A 14,576-nucleotide genomic window follows, 5' to 3' on the forward strand; every position below is an offset into this window, starting at 1 on the left:
ATTACTGAATATTTTAAATATAAATTACACTTAATATAATTTTTTACTCAATTTTTATAATTTGCCCCCTGTCATTTCGGGAATTGCTCCCAATAATAAAATTTGTGTTTTTGGGGAAAATCTTAAAAGTAATGTTCTTATCTTTAAGAGTTTCTATGATTTTGATACATTTTTTGAACGAAACATACTGATTATCTAAAATAATCTCAACCTTTTTACCCTTAAAAATCAGGCACGAATTTACCATTTTTTCTTTTTTGAAATCGCAAAAGAGTACTTTATTTTTTAAAATAGAAGGCAATTTTTCAGACATTTTTTTATTTGAAGAGTAAAAAACAGCTATTTCAGGCAAAGGATTTACTTTTGTTTTTCCCTGAAACATTTTTACAAAAGAGAAAAACCAGATTCCAATTTGAATAAAAAACTCAAAAAACCAGGATTTCTTAAAATGTTTTTGGTAGAAAAAATTCATGGCGCTCTGAAAGCGTTTCATGTATTTTTCATCTTTCACCGTGCTTTCACCTTTATAGTGTAAAACGGTCGTTTCGTGAAAGTAATAATTTGTTTTTTGTTTTTGTAATACACGATATGATAAATCGATATCATCTGCATACATAAAACATTCTTCATCAAAACCATCAAGCTCCACATACAAATTACGTTGCATAAGCATAAAAGCACCTACCAGGATTTCAACTTTTCCTGTTTCATTTTGTCGCAAATGCTGCGCATAATACTGATTAAAAAGATTCCATCTTGGAAAAACTTTATACAATCCGAAAATCTTTGTAAAGGCAACCCAGGGCGTTGGAATTCCGCGTTTGCTTTCCGGCAGAAAATCTCCGGTGCCGTCAATTAACTTACAACCAATAATACCTAAATTGATTTGCCTTTCGGCGAAAGCCAGAACTTTAATAAATGTATCCCCGGCAACCACTGTATCAGGATTTAAAATGCAAATGTATTTTCCTGATGCCTGTTCAACCCCAATATTATTTCCTTTTGGAAAACCAAAATTGGTTGTATTCTGAATTAATTTTACGTTCGGAAATTTAGTTTTCATCATCAAACAGCTCTCATCTGACGAATTATTATCGACTACAATGATTTCGGCATCAAGTGTCGAAATGGCTTCCTGAACACTTAAAACACATTGCTCCAGAAAGTAACGCACATTATAATTAAGAATAATTACGGATAATTGCATGAAAAATAAGGGAATTGATTTTTTGGGGAAGTTAGAAATTTTCAGCCAAACCCAATCGTAATGACCAATCGTTTTTACTAACTCCAAAATCCAGGACGAGATTACTATTGTTTTGCTTGTTCCATTTGATGCGTAAACCGGTTCCGACAGCAGGGTTCCATTTCTTAAAATCATAAGTATCTAACCTGGACACCGAAGAAATATTAGTAAAAAAAACAGCTCCGATAAAACCATTTCGGGTAATATCAGTCCGATACTCCGTTTCAAAATACATTAATGCATTACTTCTAAATCTGTTTCGGGTAAATCCGCGACCTGTTTTACCATCACGGTCCCAACCAATACTAGGCAAATCAAGATAATGAGGTTTTCCTCCAAAAGCAGACCAATAAAAGGCCCTGGAAGCCAAAACCCTGTGTTTGGATTTATTAAAGGAGAAATATTTTCGGGCATCAAAATAAATAGATTTCCATTTTTCTCCATCTACTCCACTGGTATTGATTCTGTAATTGGCCTCTACATACAAACCTTGTTCAGGATTCACATTATTTTTTCGGGAATCGTACAAGGCCTGAATGGCTACTCCAAAAGAATTTTCATCTGAAAAATCGCCACTCATATATTTCGAATAATCTGTTTCGTCGTCTATATATGATTCCTCAGAAATATTTTGATAATTATCATACAGCAATCCTAATCCTAAACGGAAATCACCAATTATTTTTCGGGTTGCAAATTGATAAAAACGCCATTGCTGATAATCCAGAGTTGACATTTTCTGATCTGTATTATGTCCGCCTAAACCATAAGTAGGCTGTGGATAAATCATATAACGATAATCGCCAATAAAGTTCCAGTCGTTATCTTTAGTATAAATATAGGATTGAACAGGAAAAACATATTGCTTCGTAAAGCTAAAATAAGGAGAAAAAGAAACCTGTGACATTTTTGTGGTATTGCTGTCGCCCAAATAAAATGTAGTTAAAAAAGAAACTACTAATCCTGCATTTTTATTAGCATCTATTGGTACCGGAAGTAACGAAAAAGCTATTTTTTTATCCGGATTTACCCGAAGTGAATCCTTTTTATGAAAAAGCTTATACAAGACATCTAAAATATCCTTTTTATTATTTGCAATCGAATCGTTTTGCGAATAACAAAATGGTGCCAGAAAAAAGAAAAATAAAATAAGTAGGGATTTTACATTTTTCATTCTGTAAAGTTTTCATAGACAACTTCTTACAAATTTAGAATTAATTTTAAAACAGAAGCAATTTACTACATACTAAAAAAAGAAAATCATTACAAATTATAAAAAAGCATATTTTTGATTTTGAATAAAAATTTCATTTTCATGAGAAATAAATCATTCGTTGAAGCTGGTTTTTCACTATTACTATTTACCATTGGAATTTGCTTATGTGGTTTTACTTCTATAAAACAAGTTATACATCCAGATCTAAATCTGGTCAAAACCTCAACCTGGTATATTGCCGGCCCGGCTGTAGAAAGTCAGGAAGCCCTTAATCGTTTACGTCAGGAAACAGGAATAATTAAAGTAACAGCAAAAGACAATCCTGTTGGGGAAATTGAATTGAATGTTTTGATTACGGACTCCGGTTCAAATGACGGTGCTCCCACCAACTTATCGGATCACTCTAAATTTGTAAGCATTATTTATAAATCATCACAACTTATAAAATTGCAAGCCCGGGAAGGCAATAAAGAAGGAACTGGTTGCGTTCATGGAGGTTCACATCCCCGAGTTGATTTAGCAGCATCACCAAATAAATTTACAACCATTAAAATTCCGTGGTCTGATTTTAAACAAGACGGATTGCCGGACGGAAAACAGCTAAACATTCATAATCTTTGCAAATTTAATTTTGTAAATTATAATCCTGTTTCCGGGGCTTTTTTAGAAATAAGATCCGTTATCGTTCAAAATTAAAATCAAAATATGAAAACAAAATTTTTTCTTTTATTTTTCGTGATCACAGTAAGCTCCAATTTCGGCTATAGCCAAAAAAAATCTACCGCTCCAAAAACCGATATTAATGGCGTTTGGGAAGATGTAAATCCGGATGTTAAAAATGCCGTTGTTATCATCTCTGAACAAAACGGAAAAGTCATTTTCTCCCATTATTTAGAATGGAAAGGGCAAAAATTTGTAGAAAGTGGTATCGGAAAACGAATGGGAAATAGAATTGGGTATACCGTAGATGTTACTTTACCTATCAAAGGCTGGGCAACAGCGGGAACCCATACTTTGACATTATCTGAAGACGGAAATACGCTCGAAGGAACTTTCGTTGACAATAAAAAAAGAACCGGACCTATTGCGTTTAAGAGGATTCGTTAAAAATTGTTTCAGGTTACAGGTTTTGTTGGAACGTGAAACCTGAAACAATTAAAACTTTTACAAGTGCAATTGAATTTTGTACTTATTACATAATTTCATTACAAACAACATAATGGTCGAAAATACCAGCGACCAGATAATACCCGGAACTCCTACTCTAAAATATCCCGGAATAATATGGATATTAAAAGCTTTACAGAAATAATAGATTACACCCGGTAAAATATAAATCAACAATGGATTTGCGGCTGCGGGCATAAAGAAATTGCTCCATTTGGTTATTTTTTTTATTTCCATTAACCAATACAGCAAATAGAATAAAACAGTACAAATTGTAGCCGAAAACATCGTCCAGGAAGGAGTTCCTTTTATTTTTGAAATTCCGTAATAAGGCCTTAATAAATATCCTGTGACAAAAAACAAAACAGCAAAACCTATGACAGCCCAATTAATTTTAGCGGCCACTTTCCGATCGAAAAACAATAATGAAATTACGACTCCGGCAGCAACCAAAGCTGCATGTGTTAAATGTCCGGCCATAAAATTAAACCAGGGTAAATGCTGCAGCGGAGCTCCTTCGGTCAGGTTTATAGCATTTGCAGCAACACAAACTGCCAAAAAGGCAATCATTGCACCTAATCTCCCACCAGCTATCCAGTAATAAACTACCGTAAAAAGATACGCCCAGCCAATTAAACCCAGAATTCCCCACCATTTTGGAGTCATTCCAATTTTGCCGCTATCCTCCTGAATGTATAAAAAATAGAGTATAACTAAAACCAGCATTCCTCCGTATTGAAGTATATATTTTAACCAGACCGGAAAATCTCTGGCATATTTATTCCAGATTGGAATTGGCATTGCGTAGGCTAAAAGTGCCCAAAACACGGGTTCGATTATCATTTTTGAAGCATCGTAACCATACTCGGCATTGACCATAAAAACACCAATAATAATAAGAGCCAAAGCTCTTTTTAAAGTATGTGTCCAAATTGTTTTGGCGCTATCTCCCTTAATTAATCTGGCATTAAATGCAAACGGAACTGACATGCCAACAATAAATAAAAAAGCAGGAAAAACTACATCTACAAAGGTCATTGCATCAGCATCAGCAGGCATGTGTCTCATCCATTGTGGTACTTTTTTGATACTGGCAAGCTCATTTACAAAAATCATAACAAAAATGGTAATTCCACGCAAAGCATCAATAGAAATAATCCTTTGATTGTATAAGTTTTCTTTAATTTTCATAAATATTTAGATTTTTAGCATTTCAAATATAAGATAATTATGAAATGTCGGGTTGCATTTGTTACATTTTATTTACCCGCAATAAATCCTGTATATTTCTGTACTTTTGTACCATGTTATCATTTTTACAGTCAAAGCCGGTTTTAAAAGATCTAATTTCAGAAAATTATATTGACATTCATTCGCATCTATTACCCGGAATAGATGACGGAGCAAAAAACAGCAATAGCAGCATAAGACTTGGAAAGGCATTCCAGGACTTTGGAGTTTCTCAATTTATTACTACTCCGCACATTAGTCATTATGTCTGGAATAATTCAGCTGAAACTATTATTGCCAAACATGCAGAAACTAAACTTTTACTGGAAGAGCATAATGTAAAAATTCCTTTTCAGGCTGCCGCTGAATACTTTTTTGATGATTGGTTTGAAGATCATTTTAAAAATGAAAAACTACTGACCTTAAAAGACAATTATGTCTTAGTAGAAATATCCTATCAAAATGCTCCTTTACAACTGTATAAAACGTTATTTGAATTGCAAGTTGCAGGATACATTCCGGTTTTAGCGCATCCGGAACGTTATTTATATTATCATCAGGATTTTGACGAATACGAAAAACTAAAAAAAGCCGGCTGTTTATTTCAGCTGAATTTATTGTCAGTAGTTGGCTATTACGGAGAAAAGATCCGTAAAGTAGCCGATGAACTTCTCAAAAAAGGGAGGTATGATTTTACGGGAACAGATATTCATCATAGCAATCATGTAAAGGCTTTTGATCAAAAAATAAAAATAAGCAGCATTTCCTGTCTAAAAGAAGTAATTGCAAATAATCAGTTTTTTAAATTCTAATTGATTGCCTTAATAGGCATTCTCTTCGCCTTTGAATATATTGATAACGGTTTTTATGATAATTTTTATATCCAGGATCAGGCTCCAGTTTTCGATATACCAAATATCATACTCTACCCTGTTTTCCATATCAATCAACTCTTTGGTTTCACCACGATAACCATTGACCTGCGCCCATCCTGTTATTCCGGGTTTTGCATATTGACGCACTAAATAATTATCAATCAAATCACTATATTCCTTAACTACATTTACCATGTGCGGTCGTGGTCCTACGACAGACATGTCTCCCCAAAAAACATTAAAAAACTGAGGCAATTCATCAATACTTGTTTTACGGATAAAAGCACCAAATTTGGTAATACGACTATCTCCTTTTTGCGTAATTTTAGAATTTGAAGAATCATTAATATACATACTCCTGAACTTCAGGCATGCAAAAGACCTCTTGTCGCGACCTGCCCGTTCTTGTCTAAAGAAAACAGGCCCGGGAGATTCCATTTTAATAATCAGCATTATAATAGGAAACAACCAGGGGAAAACAAACAAGATGACAAAAGCCGAAAAACAAATATCAAAAGTTTTTTTAGCAAGTCGGTTTACTGCAAACTCTAATGGTTCTGTCCGAAACATTAAAACAGGTGTATTCTCATAAAAAACAACTTCAACTTTGCTTGATTTTGTGTACAGCTGAAAATCAGGAATAAACTTAATCCGTACCATATTTTGCTCGCAAATTCGCGTGAGTTCATTGATGACATCAATATTGTCAATATGCAAGGCTACGTACATTTCATCTACTTTTTTTTCAGCTACAAATTTTCGAATGGTTTCAAAACCTCCCAAAACAGCGTTTAAATCAACACTTGATGCAACTGCCTTTTCATCAAAAAAACCTAAAAACCTATAGCCATACGTTAGGTCTTTAGCTAATATTTTGCGTATTTTTTCTCCTGATTCGTTTGCTCCTACGACAATAAAAGTTTTAAAATTATAACCCTGAGCTCGTATATATTTTAAAAGTTTCATCGACAAATAACGAGAAACCATCAATAATCCGAAGAAAATCAAATAAAAGGAAAGCAATCGAAGTCTCGAAATATCATTGTAATTTAAGTAAACAACAAATATTGAAATTAAGGATGCATGAATTATTAACTTCCTAATAGTCCTTACCAATATTGATTCGATAGTTTCTACCCTGATGCTTCTGTTAGAGTCATTTTGAAGTAATAATGCTATCCAGATTAAAATTGCCAATAATGAAACCGTTTTTTCTTCTTTCAATAAGAGTATATCTAAACTTCCAAACCTGGCTAATGCAGACAAGATTATTGCCAGATTTAACAATATCACATCCACACCAACAAATAAAAGTTTAAAATAGCGCGAAATACGATAATGTGATAGTTTTTGTAAAATTTTCATATTGGAGCGTTATGCTTAATCTTAAAAAAAATGAATCTGCTTAATGGTACCGCAAAGTAGTATTTAAATTATATTTTTCAATACTATTTAGAATCTATTCTTTAAAAGTTTACTTTTATGTTATGCAAATTTAATATTGCAGACCATGATTAAAACGATTTTATTTTTTTGCTTCACAACATTTTCTGCCCATGCACAAATTTCAGGCTGTACAGATCCTCTTTCTAAAAATTATGATCCAAATGCTACTGTAAACAATGGAAGCTGCCTCTATAAAAATCTAAAGTTAAAACCTGAATATTCACTTCAATTAAGCGATTCACTCAAAGAAACTTCGGGATTAATTGCTTTTGACCATCTATTGTGGACACACAATGATGATCATGACAAAACCATTTACGGGTTGGATTCATTGGGAAAGATTCAAAAAAAAATCATTTTAGACAAAGTCGTTAATCACGACTGGGAAGAAATATCGCAGAACAGCACTCATTTATATATGGGCGATTTTGGAAACAACTATTCCGGAAACCGAAAAGATCTGAATATTTTAAAAATCGAAAAAAAATCGTTCTTAGAGGGAAACCCGAATATCGAAACCATTTCATTTCGTTATTCTGATCAAACTGATTTTTCATCTCAAAAGCCCAATCGAACTGATTTTGATTGTGAAGCTTTTATCGTTTTAAAAGACAGTATTTACCTGTTCACCAAACAATGGAAATCATCTAAAACCAGCATTTACGCCCTGCCTAATAAATCAGGTGATCACGTTGCACAGCTAAAACATACGTTTGACACAAAAGGTTTGGTAACGGGCGCCACTTATTTGGAATCAAAAAAACTAATTGCACTTTGCGGCTACTCTAAAATAGGAAAACCATTTTTGTATCTTTTATATGATTTTAAAAGCCATGATTTTCTATCAGGAAACAAGCGAAGAATTGACATTAAACTTCCTTTTCATCAAATAGAAGGAATTGCAACCAGAGACGGTTTACATTATTATCTGACTAATGAATCTTTGGTTCGAAAACCTATTATCAATGTTCCGCAACAAATACATTATCTTAATTTGAGTTCCATTTTAAGTCATTATTTTGATCTTCCGTAATAGTTTTATTTTTTACCCCCATAATTAACAGCCACAAACATGTTCCGATCTCACCAATAGTAGCAGGAAGCTGTACATAAGAAGATATTCCGAGTTTATAATAATTTGAAAACAATGCATTTCCGAAGAAGTTTATTAAATAACTACAGCATCCTAACATTAATAAAACACCTAAAAATTTTGGAATAATCCCGGATTTTACAACTAAATATCCAAAAGGAAATAACCAAAGCCCCCAGAATATCTGGACAATTAAATTTCCGTAGTCATATTGATCCAAATAAAACATCATTAGATCCTGTTGTCGTTCTTTTGAGTTAATTATAGAAAGTACCGCAAATTTATTAAGCATATTCACAAAAGAAATTGGTACGCTTACAATCGCTAAAATAACCATATATCTGGAATAGGTTTTATGTACAGTCTTAAATAATTTGTATAAAACCAAAGGCAGAAATAAAAAGAAAGTATAACAAATCAAACCACTAATGATCCCCAGCCTAAATAACAATTGAGAATTCAAAATATTATTAAACGTAACGGAAGAATCACTCCAGACAATTAATTTTGAAGGAACATATGCTAAACTAAAAATTCCGGTAATAACAACTACCAGATATAACAAGCCTGCTATTCTTCCTGTATTTCGAAATGACATTTTAGACTCTGCTTTCATACCTTGTATCTTTTTTAAATTATTATTTTTTGGGCCATTTAAATGCAAACCAAATAATTAACAAAGTGAGAATACTTTCTAATAATGCAAAAAACACATAAAAACTCCACCAGGGCGCAATAGAACTACATGCTATCAACAACATGATTGCAGTATAAATAATACCAAAAATGATATTCAGCACTCTGTTAATTCCTGGCCTCAAAATGACTGATGCAAAAATCATTAAAGCCGGAATTGCCATTAAAATTGCCGCTAAAAATAATTTTAAAGGAGAATCAAGCAAAGTTTCCCCTGTAATGAAATCTTTCACTTTCCCCGGGACATAAAGAGAAAAATAATCCCCGTAGATATAGCAAAACATAACAGAAGTCCACAATGCCGAAAGTTTAATTTTGGTGTTTATTTTAAAATCTTCAAAATCACCTGTACTTTTTTCTTTACTACTCATAACTAATCGTTTACATTTTAAATCAGTCGTCAGATATTCTAAAATGTTACAGGTATATTTAAATTTGCCCGTTATTCTGTTTAACCTTCAACTCAAAATAAATGTAAAAAACGGGTCTTAAGTAAGCCGTTTTTTTTCTCTGATTCAAGAACCTATCTTTGCACAGCTAACAAGATCCGTAAGATTAAATCTTCAAAACTTTATAAATTCGATTAACCATTATTCTATACTTTAAACAGTATTTAGTTTGTAAATCCTATTTTATCAATTCTCCAGCCATTATCTGTAAACAGCCTAAAAACCATATCGTTAGAAGAAATTTCACCAACAGCATCTGCTTCCAGAGAATTGGCAGAATATTTTGTATTCAGCAGTTTTCCTTTTTCATCATAAATAAGCTCATAGAAAACCATAAAACCTGACCTAAAACACGTTCCGTAAGCATGCCATTGCTCCTTATAAAAAGCAACATAATTTGGAGTCATACCTTTACCTACTAACTGTCTGTCACGCCACAATTCTTTAAATTCAGAATCATAACAAACCATTGTATTATAAATATTTGTACTGTCTTTATCAATTTTTTCATAGAACCTGGATAGAACACAATATTGTCCAGCGTTTGGCTTTATATACACTGGATACATATTTTCTTCAAATTGAAGCAGAAGTCTACTTTGCTTCTTCTTTCTATCATATTGAAAAATACAACCCTTCGATTTTAAATCGTCATCATCGATTTTTCTACTACCTAAAGCTCCTGTCCCGCATAAAAGCAGGTTATCTTTGTAATCAATAGCACTATTTAAAGTCCGCATGCTCAACAAGCCGCCTTTTACGGTGTCCGCTACATAAGACTTTGTATCTGTACAGGCAAAATAATTATTAAATTCATAAACAGGTACTCGATATCTTGAAAGCCCGGCTTCTTCAAAATAATTTCCTGAAGCAAGACACCAGCCTTTTGAAGTATTAAAAGCCTTCATCTTTCCGGTATCGGTTACGCCAAGATTCTTGTAAACAGTATCTTTTAAAATATTTAAATTATTATCGATCTCCAACATCCATAACTTTCGCACAAAACCAGGAAAAGTTTTATAGCCAAAAAGCAGAATACGCTGATCATTAGTTTTAAGTATTTCTACCAGCCTATCTTCATTAAAGTCGTTATAGGGTCTGTTTTTTTTGTACTTCCCTTTATAAAGTCCTGTTTTACCTATTGGTTTATTCTGAAGCATGATCCCATCAGGAGAAATTTTAGCTATAGTTGTGGGGTGATCAATGGAATCAGTGGCTGTAAAATTCTGCCCAACTACAATTAAAGTGCCTTTGTCATCAATAATAATAGCTCCTTTTAAACGTGCAGAGTTATCGGGAAACCACTTTTGACCCCAGATAAGTTGTTCCGTTTTATTTTGGCTTATTCTCTTTTCCTTAGATTTATTAAAGCAACCTACTATAGTAAACTGTGTAATAAAAATTAAAAAAACTAAATATTTTTTTTGTTCCATTTTATAGGTGAATTTCGCTGTCTATAGACTTAAAATAATGGTATGACATATCATACCAAGTGTTTTCTTGTTATATTTTAGAGTAATTTGCAAAAACCGTAAGACTTTTAAAAGAAAAAGTTTTAACGATTTTCAAATGAACGTGTCATAAAATAAGTACTAATCCAAAAACCATTTACCTTTACTGCATTTCGTAAAACTTTTTCCATAAAACGAGTATCACCAAAGGCATGATCTCTAGTTCTTGCATTGGTTACATAATCTTCTTTTTCCAAAGTATAATCGGCAACATCTGTTAATGAGCTATGGTTGTAACCAAAATTAGATTTATTTTTCCAGCGTGATCTTTTAAATTCCAACAAATCGTTATAGTACTTTTCTTTGATATATTTTACATCTTTAATGGCTAAAGATTTCTTGTTAAATAAATTATCTTTTAAGAAGTACAAAAGATGATCAGACGGTGCTATTTTATTTGAAAAATCTTTCAAAAAAGTATCATCCGGACTATCAAGCGCTGTAATTAATGCTTCTTTTAATTCATCAAAAGTGGTATATCCCTGGTGCGGAGTCATGGCAACTTCAGTTGACAGAAATTTTCCTTTTTCATTTATAACTTTCATTTTATTGTCATGAAAAGTTAGCGCCTGCAATGCTGTTCCACGACCGTTATTCTGCTCGAAATTAGCAACCTCATCAAACGGACCTTTGCTGACCACTTCATTTTTCGAATTTATAATCTGATATTCTTTTCCTTTTTTAGCTTTAAAAAGTCCATTTTCAGAAATTCTCTGCAAATCATCATAAACAAAAGGAATCTGCACTTGGTTTTTCAAATTTACTGTTCCAATTTTTTTCCCTTTTGCTACTACAACACTGTACGAGATATCACTTAAATCATTATAATTAGATCCTATTAAACTTACGTCGATAAAATCATACTGAAATGGAATTATTTCCTGATTTTTTGCATTAATAAGGCCGTATTTCTTGCCCTTTCTAACACTAAAATAAATGTTTTTTTCGCTCTGAAAGCGTTGAATAATCTGATCATAAACCATTGGTACGTCCAGAACTTCTGTCGTTTCATTCAACAATCCGTACTTGCCATTTTTTCCTTTCACAAACAATAAAGATTTTCCTCTTACATCAAAAGGGTTAAGCAATTTTTCCTGATTTAAAACATACCCATATTGACTGATATTTTCAGGAAAAATAAATTCTGATTTCTGATTTAAAAAATTATATGAATGATCCTCTTTTCTTAAAACAGTTATTTTGCTGTCTTGAGTCTCGCTATTGGTTATCCAACTATATTCAGCAGGAACAATCAATTTCCCGGTTTTACTATAAAGTCCGAACTTTCTATCAGGATCAGGCGTGACCACTTTAAAAAATCCATTTTCTTCACCTATCCATTCAAAATCTACAGGAATGATGCTCTCATTTTTAAGGTTAATAACCCCTACCTTATCTCCTAATTTGACCTTTATAAAATAATCCATCCCATTTTCATAAAATGAGTCAACATCATCATACATTGGCGGAATGATTACTTTACCACTCTTATCTGTAAATCCTTTTTTCTTGTCTTTGGTAATTTTAAGGCCAAAACCGTATTGAGCAATAAATTCCGGATCATATTCAAACGGTATAATTTGTTCTCCTTTTATATTAAAACCACCACCTTTTTTATTTTTATCAGCCATAACATATCCGGTACCATCAGCATAAACACGATCAAATTCAATTTCGGTTTTTTTGCCCGTATCCATAAAGTAAATTCCATACAGATTATTCTTTTTAATGGTATAGTACCTTTTCATTTCGACATTGTTTATAAGATCATTATCTGCCGGATAAATAACAGTTGAATTACTATCTATAAGTCCAAGTTTACCTGCTTTTTGAACTGTCAATAAACGAACTGTCTTGCTTAGCTTTGAATATTCAAAAACAAAAGGATTAATTTTTTTAGATTTTTTAGATTTGTTAAAACCGCCATACCCTTCAGGAACAGACACATATATACTATCATATTCAAAAGGAAGTATTGTTTCGTCCTTTACAACCCCAAATTTTCCATTTACTTTTAGTATCGTCAAATTGGCGTATACTTCTGCATATTCAATTTTTTGAGGAAAAGTTTTTTCATCCTTGTTGAATATTAAGGATACATTTCCATCTTTAGTTTTTACAAACGAAACTGGATTCTGGCTGCCGGTATAAAGAACTTTATCATATTTTAGAGAAAGTATCGTTTTTCCATCCGGAGTTATGCTTCCGTATTTTCCTTTCTTCTTCACAATAAATGCATTGCTTTGTGAAACAGTACCAATACTGTCAAATTCTATTTTTCCTACAATAGCTCCTTTCCTATCTGCAAGACCATATAAGCCATCTTTTTTTATAATAAAATTGTTGGAAGCAAACTGAATTATATCATAAACTGTTTTTTGTCTGACATTTTCCGGATAAACAAAACCGTACTTTCCATCTTGCTGGTAATAGCCAGCGTTATACTCATTATTGGTTCCATTACCTTCTTCTATGGTTAGCACCTCTTGTGTATCTCCAGATATTCGTCTTGGATTACTTGTATTAGGGACCTGCGCCATTGCATTAACTCCAAATAAAAAGAGAATTATAGGTAAAATTGATTTCATAAATGGGATGGATTTATTAATTGTAAAATACATGAATATCTTTGCGATTGGAATATCCAAATAGCAACAAAATTGAGACATTTAAATGCGAAGATAAAAATTAGCTTTTAAGTTTCAGTAGTATCCTTTTATTCTTTTGTACAAAAAATCAAATCATAGAACTATTCTATTTCCGTAGAGCGGGGACGGCTTACATTATTATCTGACTAATGAATCTTTGGTTCGAAAACCTATTATCAATGTTCCGCAACAAATACATTCTATTGATTTAAGTTTTATATTGAATTGCTATCTCCATAAATAATTCGCAAACAGCTATGTGAAAGTTTACTATTACAAAAAAAGATATTTTCATGATATTTTTTTATCTTTGAAAGTCATACTTTTTCATCCAAATGGCTTTATCTTTGAGCCTTCATAAAATTGATATTCATTATGGAACAAAAAATACATCAGGGAAGAAACGTAAAACGTTTCAGAGAAATGCTTGGAATCAAACAGGAGGCTTTAGCTTTTGATCTGGGAAATGACTGGAACCAAAAGAAAATTTCTATGCTGGAGCAAAAAGATGTAATTGAAGATAATATACTAAATCAAATTTCGAATTCATTAAAAATTCCTGTTGAAGCTTTTCAGAATTTTGATGAGGAACAGGCAGTGAATGTAATTGCAAATACTTTTGGTAATAACGGTATTGGATATCAGAGAAATGACAATCCTACTTTTAATCCTATAGAACAAGTCCTAAAGATGCACGAAGAAAAGATTGCATTATACGAGCGTATGCTGAAAGAGAAAGATGAAATGATGGCAAGACTTGAAAAATTAATCAATAAATAATTCCGGAATATATCATTATGGAACAAAAAATACATCAGGGAAGAAACGTAAAACGTTTCAGAGAAATGCTTGGAATCAAACAGGAGGCTTTGGCTTTTGATCTGGGAAATGACTGGAACCAAAAGAAAATTTCTATGCTGGAGCAAAAAGATGTAATTGAAGATAATATACTAAATCAAATTTCGAATTCATTAAAAATTCCTGTTGAAGCTTTTCAGA

General features: G+C 32.4%; 14 protein-coding genes. 6 read left to right on the plus strand and 8 right to left on the minus strand.

Going from position 1 to position 14,576, the window contains the following annotated elements; genetic code table 11:
* Positions 1–43 precede the first annotated feature (43 nt).
* Both ACHRWY_RS17835 and ACHRWY_RS17840 read right to left on the minus strand, forming a co-directional pair.
* The gene (locus ACHRWY_RS17835) at positions 44–1,207 is read right to left on the minus strand and encodes a glycosyltransferase family 2 protein (protein ID WP_395356503.1); all 1,164 of its coding nucleotides are present in this window, start codon (positions 1,205–1,207) and stop codon (positions 44–46) included.
* A gap of 31 nt (positions 1,208–1,238) precedes the next feature.
* Positions 1,239–2,420 carry a BamA/TamA family outer membrane protein gene (locus tag ACHRWY_RS17840; RefSeq protein ID WP_395356483.1) on the minus strand — a complete coding sequence of 394 codons (1,182 nt, stop codon included), beginning with the start codon at positions 2,418–2,420 and terminating at the stop codon, positions 1,239–1,241.
* Between the two features lie 141 nt (positions 2,421–2,561).
* On the opposite strand from ACHRWY_RS17840, the gene ACHRWY_RS17845 reads away from it, so the two are divergent.
* Positions 2,562–3,158 (plus strand): hypothetical protein, encoded by a 597-nt coding sequence (locus ACHRWY_RS17845; RefSeq protein WP_395356484.1) that lies wholly within the window; start codon positions 2,562–2,564, stop codon positions 3,156–3,158.
* A 9-nt stretch (positions 3,159–3,167) separates the two neighbouring features.
* Positions 3,168–3,569, plus strand: a complete 402-nt coding sequence (locus ACHRWY_RS17850; protein WP_395356485.1) for a hypothetical protein — start codon at positions 3,168–3,170, stop codon at positions 3,567–3,569.
* Between the two features lie 57 nt (positions 3,570–3,626).
* On the opposite strand, the gene ACHRWY_RS17855 is transcribed toward ACHRWY_RS17850, so the two are convergent.
* Positions 3,627–4,820, minus strand: a complete 1,194-nt coding sequence (locus tag ACHRWY_RS17855) for a DUF5009 domain-containing protein (RefSeq protein WP_395356486.1) — start codon at positions 4,818–4,820, stop codon at positions 3,627–3,629.
* 113 nt (positions 4,821–4,933) lie between these two features.
* Here ACHRWY_RS17855 and ACHRWY_RS17860 point away from each other — a divergent pair, with 113 nt between their 5' ends.
* The gene (locus tag ACHRWY_RS17860) at positions 4,934–5,671 is read left to right on the plus strand and encodes a tyrosine-protein phosphatase (RefSeq protein ID WP_395356487.1); all 738 of its coding nucleotides are present in this window, start codon (positions 4,934–4,936) and stop codon (positions 5,669–5,671) included.
* A 9-nt stretch (positions 5,672–5,680) separates the two neighbouring features.
* Here the strand turns inward: ACHRWY_RS17860 and ACHRWY_RS17865 are convergent, their stop codons facing one another.
* Entirely contained in the window at positions 5,681–7,099 is a 1,419-nt protein-coding gene (locus tag ACHRWY_RS17865) for an undecaprenyl-phosphate glucose phosphotransferase (RefSeq protein WP_395356489.1), read from the minus strand.
* A 145-nt stretch (positions 7,100–7,244) separates the two neighbouring features.
* Here ACHRWY_RS17865 and ACHRWY_RS17870 point away from each other — a divergent pair, with 145 nt between their 5' ends.
* On the plus strand, positions 7,245–8,213 hold the full coding sequence (locus tag ACHRWY_RS17870) for a T9SS C-terminal target domain-containing protein (protein ID WP_395356490.1): 969 nt from the start codon (positions 7,245–7,247) through the stop codon (positions 8,211–8,213).
* Here the strand turns inward: ACHRWY_RS17870 and ACHRWY_RS17875 are convergent.
* The 4 genes from ACHRWY_RS17875 to ACHRWY_RS17890 all read right to left on the minus strand — a co-directional run bounded on the left by ACHRWY_RS17875 (position 8,170) and on the right by ACHRWY_RS17890 (position 13,517).
* Positions 8,170–8,889: a DUF4386 domain-containing protein gene (locus ACHRWY_RS17875; protein ID WP_395356492.1), complete on the minus strand. Its 720-nt coding sequence runs from the start codon at positions 8,887–8,889 to the stop codon at positions 8,170–8,172. The two genes, ACHRWY_RS17870 and ACHRWY_RS17875, sit on opposite strands and share 44 nt — an antisense overlap.
* Positions 8,890–8,911: 22 nt before the next feature.
* A complete protein-coding gene (locus ACHRWY_RS17880) occupies positions 8,912–9,340 on the minus strand; it encodes a DUF6326 family protein (protein ID WP_395356493.1) in 429 nt (142 codons plus the stop codon).
* A gap of 242 nt (positions 9,341–9,582) precedes the next feature.
* On the minus strand, positions 9,583–10,851 hold the full coding sequence (locus ACHRWY_RS17885; RefSeq protein WP_395356495.1) for a hypothetical protein: 1,269 nt from the start codon (positions 10,849–10,851) through the stop codon (positions 9,583–9,585).
* A gap of 122 nt (positions 10,852–10,973) precedes the next feature.
* Complete coding sequence (locus ACHRWY_RS17890; RefSeq protein ID WP_395356496.1) at positions 10,974–13,517, minus strand: WG repeat-containing protein; 2,544 nt, start codon at positions 13,515–13,517, stop codon at positions 10,974–10,976.
* A gap of 435 nt (positions 13,518–13,952) precedes the next feature.
* Between ACHRWY_RS17890 and ACHRWY_RS17895 the strand changes: the two genes are divergently transcribed.
* Positions 13,953–14,357, plus strand: coding sequence for a helix-turn-helix domain-containing protein (locus ACHRWY_RS17895; protein ID WP_395356498.1), 405 nt, complete (start codon positions 13,953–13,955; stop codon positions 14,355–14,357).
* 17 nt (positions 14,358–14,374) lie between these two features.
* Positions 14,375–14,576 (plus strand): helix-turn-helix domain-containing protein (locus tag ACHRWY_RS17900; protein ID WP_395356499.1); only part of this gene is annotated, 202 nt, incomplete at its 3' end.

The organism is Flavobacterium sp. FlaQc-48 (assembly GCF_044007335.1).
In the GTDB taxonomy this organism is placed as follows: Bacteria; Bacteroidota; Bacteroidia; order Flavobacteriales; family Flavobacteriaceae; genus Flavobacterium.

Bases quoted from the DNA above. Each gene is read 5' to 3' on its own strand.
- ACHRWY_RS17895 (WP_395356498.1), top strand. From the start codon at position 13,953: ATGGAACAAAAAATACATCAGGGAAGAAACGTAAAACGTTTCAGAGAA.
- ACHRWY_RS17870 (WP_395356490.1), top strand. From the start codon at position 7,245: ATGATTAAAACGATTTTATTTTTTTGCTTCACAACATTTTCTGCCCAT.
- ACHRWY_RS17860 (WP_395356487.1), top strand. From the start codon at position 4,934: ATGTTATCATTTTTACAGTCAAAGCCGGTTTTAAAAGATCTAATTTCA.
- ACHRWY_RS17890 (WP_395356496.1), bottom strand. From the start codon at position 13,517: ATGAAATCAATTTTACCTATAATTCTCTTTTTATTTGGAGTTAATGCA.
- ACHRWY_RS17880 (WP_395356493.1), bottom strand. From the start codon at position 9,340: ATGAGTAGTAAAGAAAAAAGTACAGGTGATTTTGAAGATTTTAAAATA.
- ACHRWY_RS17875 (WP_395356492.1), bottom strand. From the start codon at position 8,889: ATGAAAGCAGAGTCTAAAATGTCATTTCGAAATACAGGAAGAATAGCA.
- ACHRWY_RS17840 (WP_395356483.1), bottom strand. From the start codon at position 2,420: ATGAAAAATGTAAAATCCCTACTTATTTTATTTTTCTTTTTTCTGGCA.
- ACHRWY_RS17855 (WP_395356486.1), bottom strand. From the start codon at position 4,820: ATGAAAATTAAAGAAAACTTATACAATCAAAGGATTATTTCTATTGAT.
- ACHRWY_RS17885 (WP_395356495.1), bottom strand. From the start codon at position 10,851: ATGGAACAAAAAAAATATTTAGTTTTTTTAATTTTTATTACACAGTTT.
- ACHRWY_RS17850 (WP_395356485.1), top strand. From the start codon at position 3,168: ATGAAAACAAAATTTTTTCTTTTATTTTTCGTGATCACAGTAAGCTCC.
- ACHRWY_RS17865 (WP_395356489.1), bottom strand. From the start codon at position 7,099: ATGAAAATTTTACAAAAACTATCACATTATCGTATTTCGCGCTATTTT.
- ACHRWY_RS17845 (WP_395356484.1), top strand. From the start codon at position 2,562: ATGAGAAATAAATCATTCGTTGAAGCTGGTTTTTCACTATTACTATTT.
- ACHRWY_RS17835 (WP_395356503.1), bottom strand. From the start codon at position 1,207: ATGCAATTATCCGTAATTATTCTTAATTATAATGTGCGTTACTTTCTG.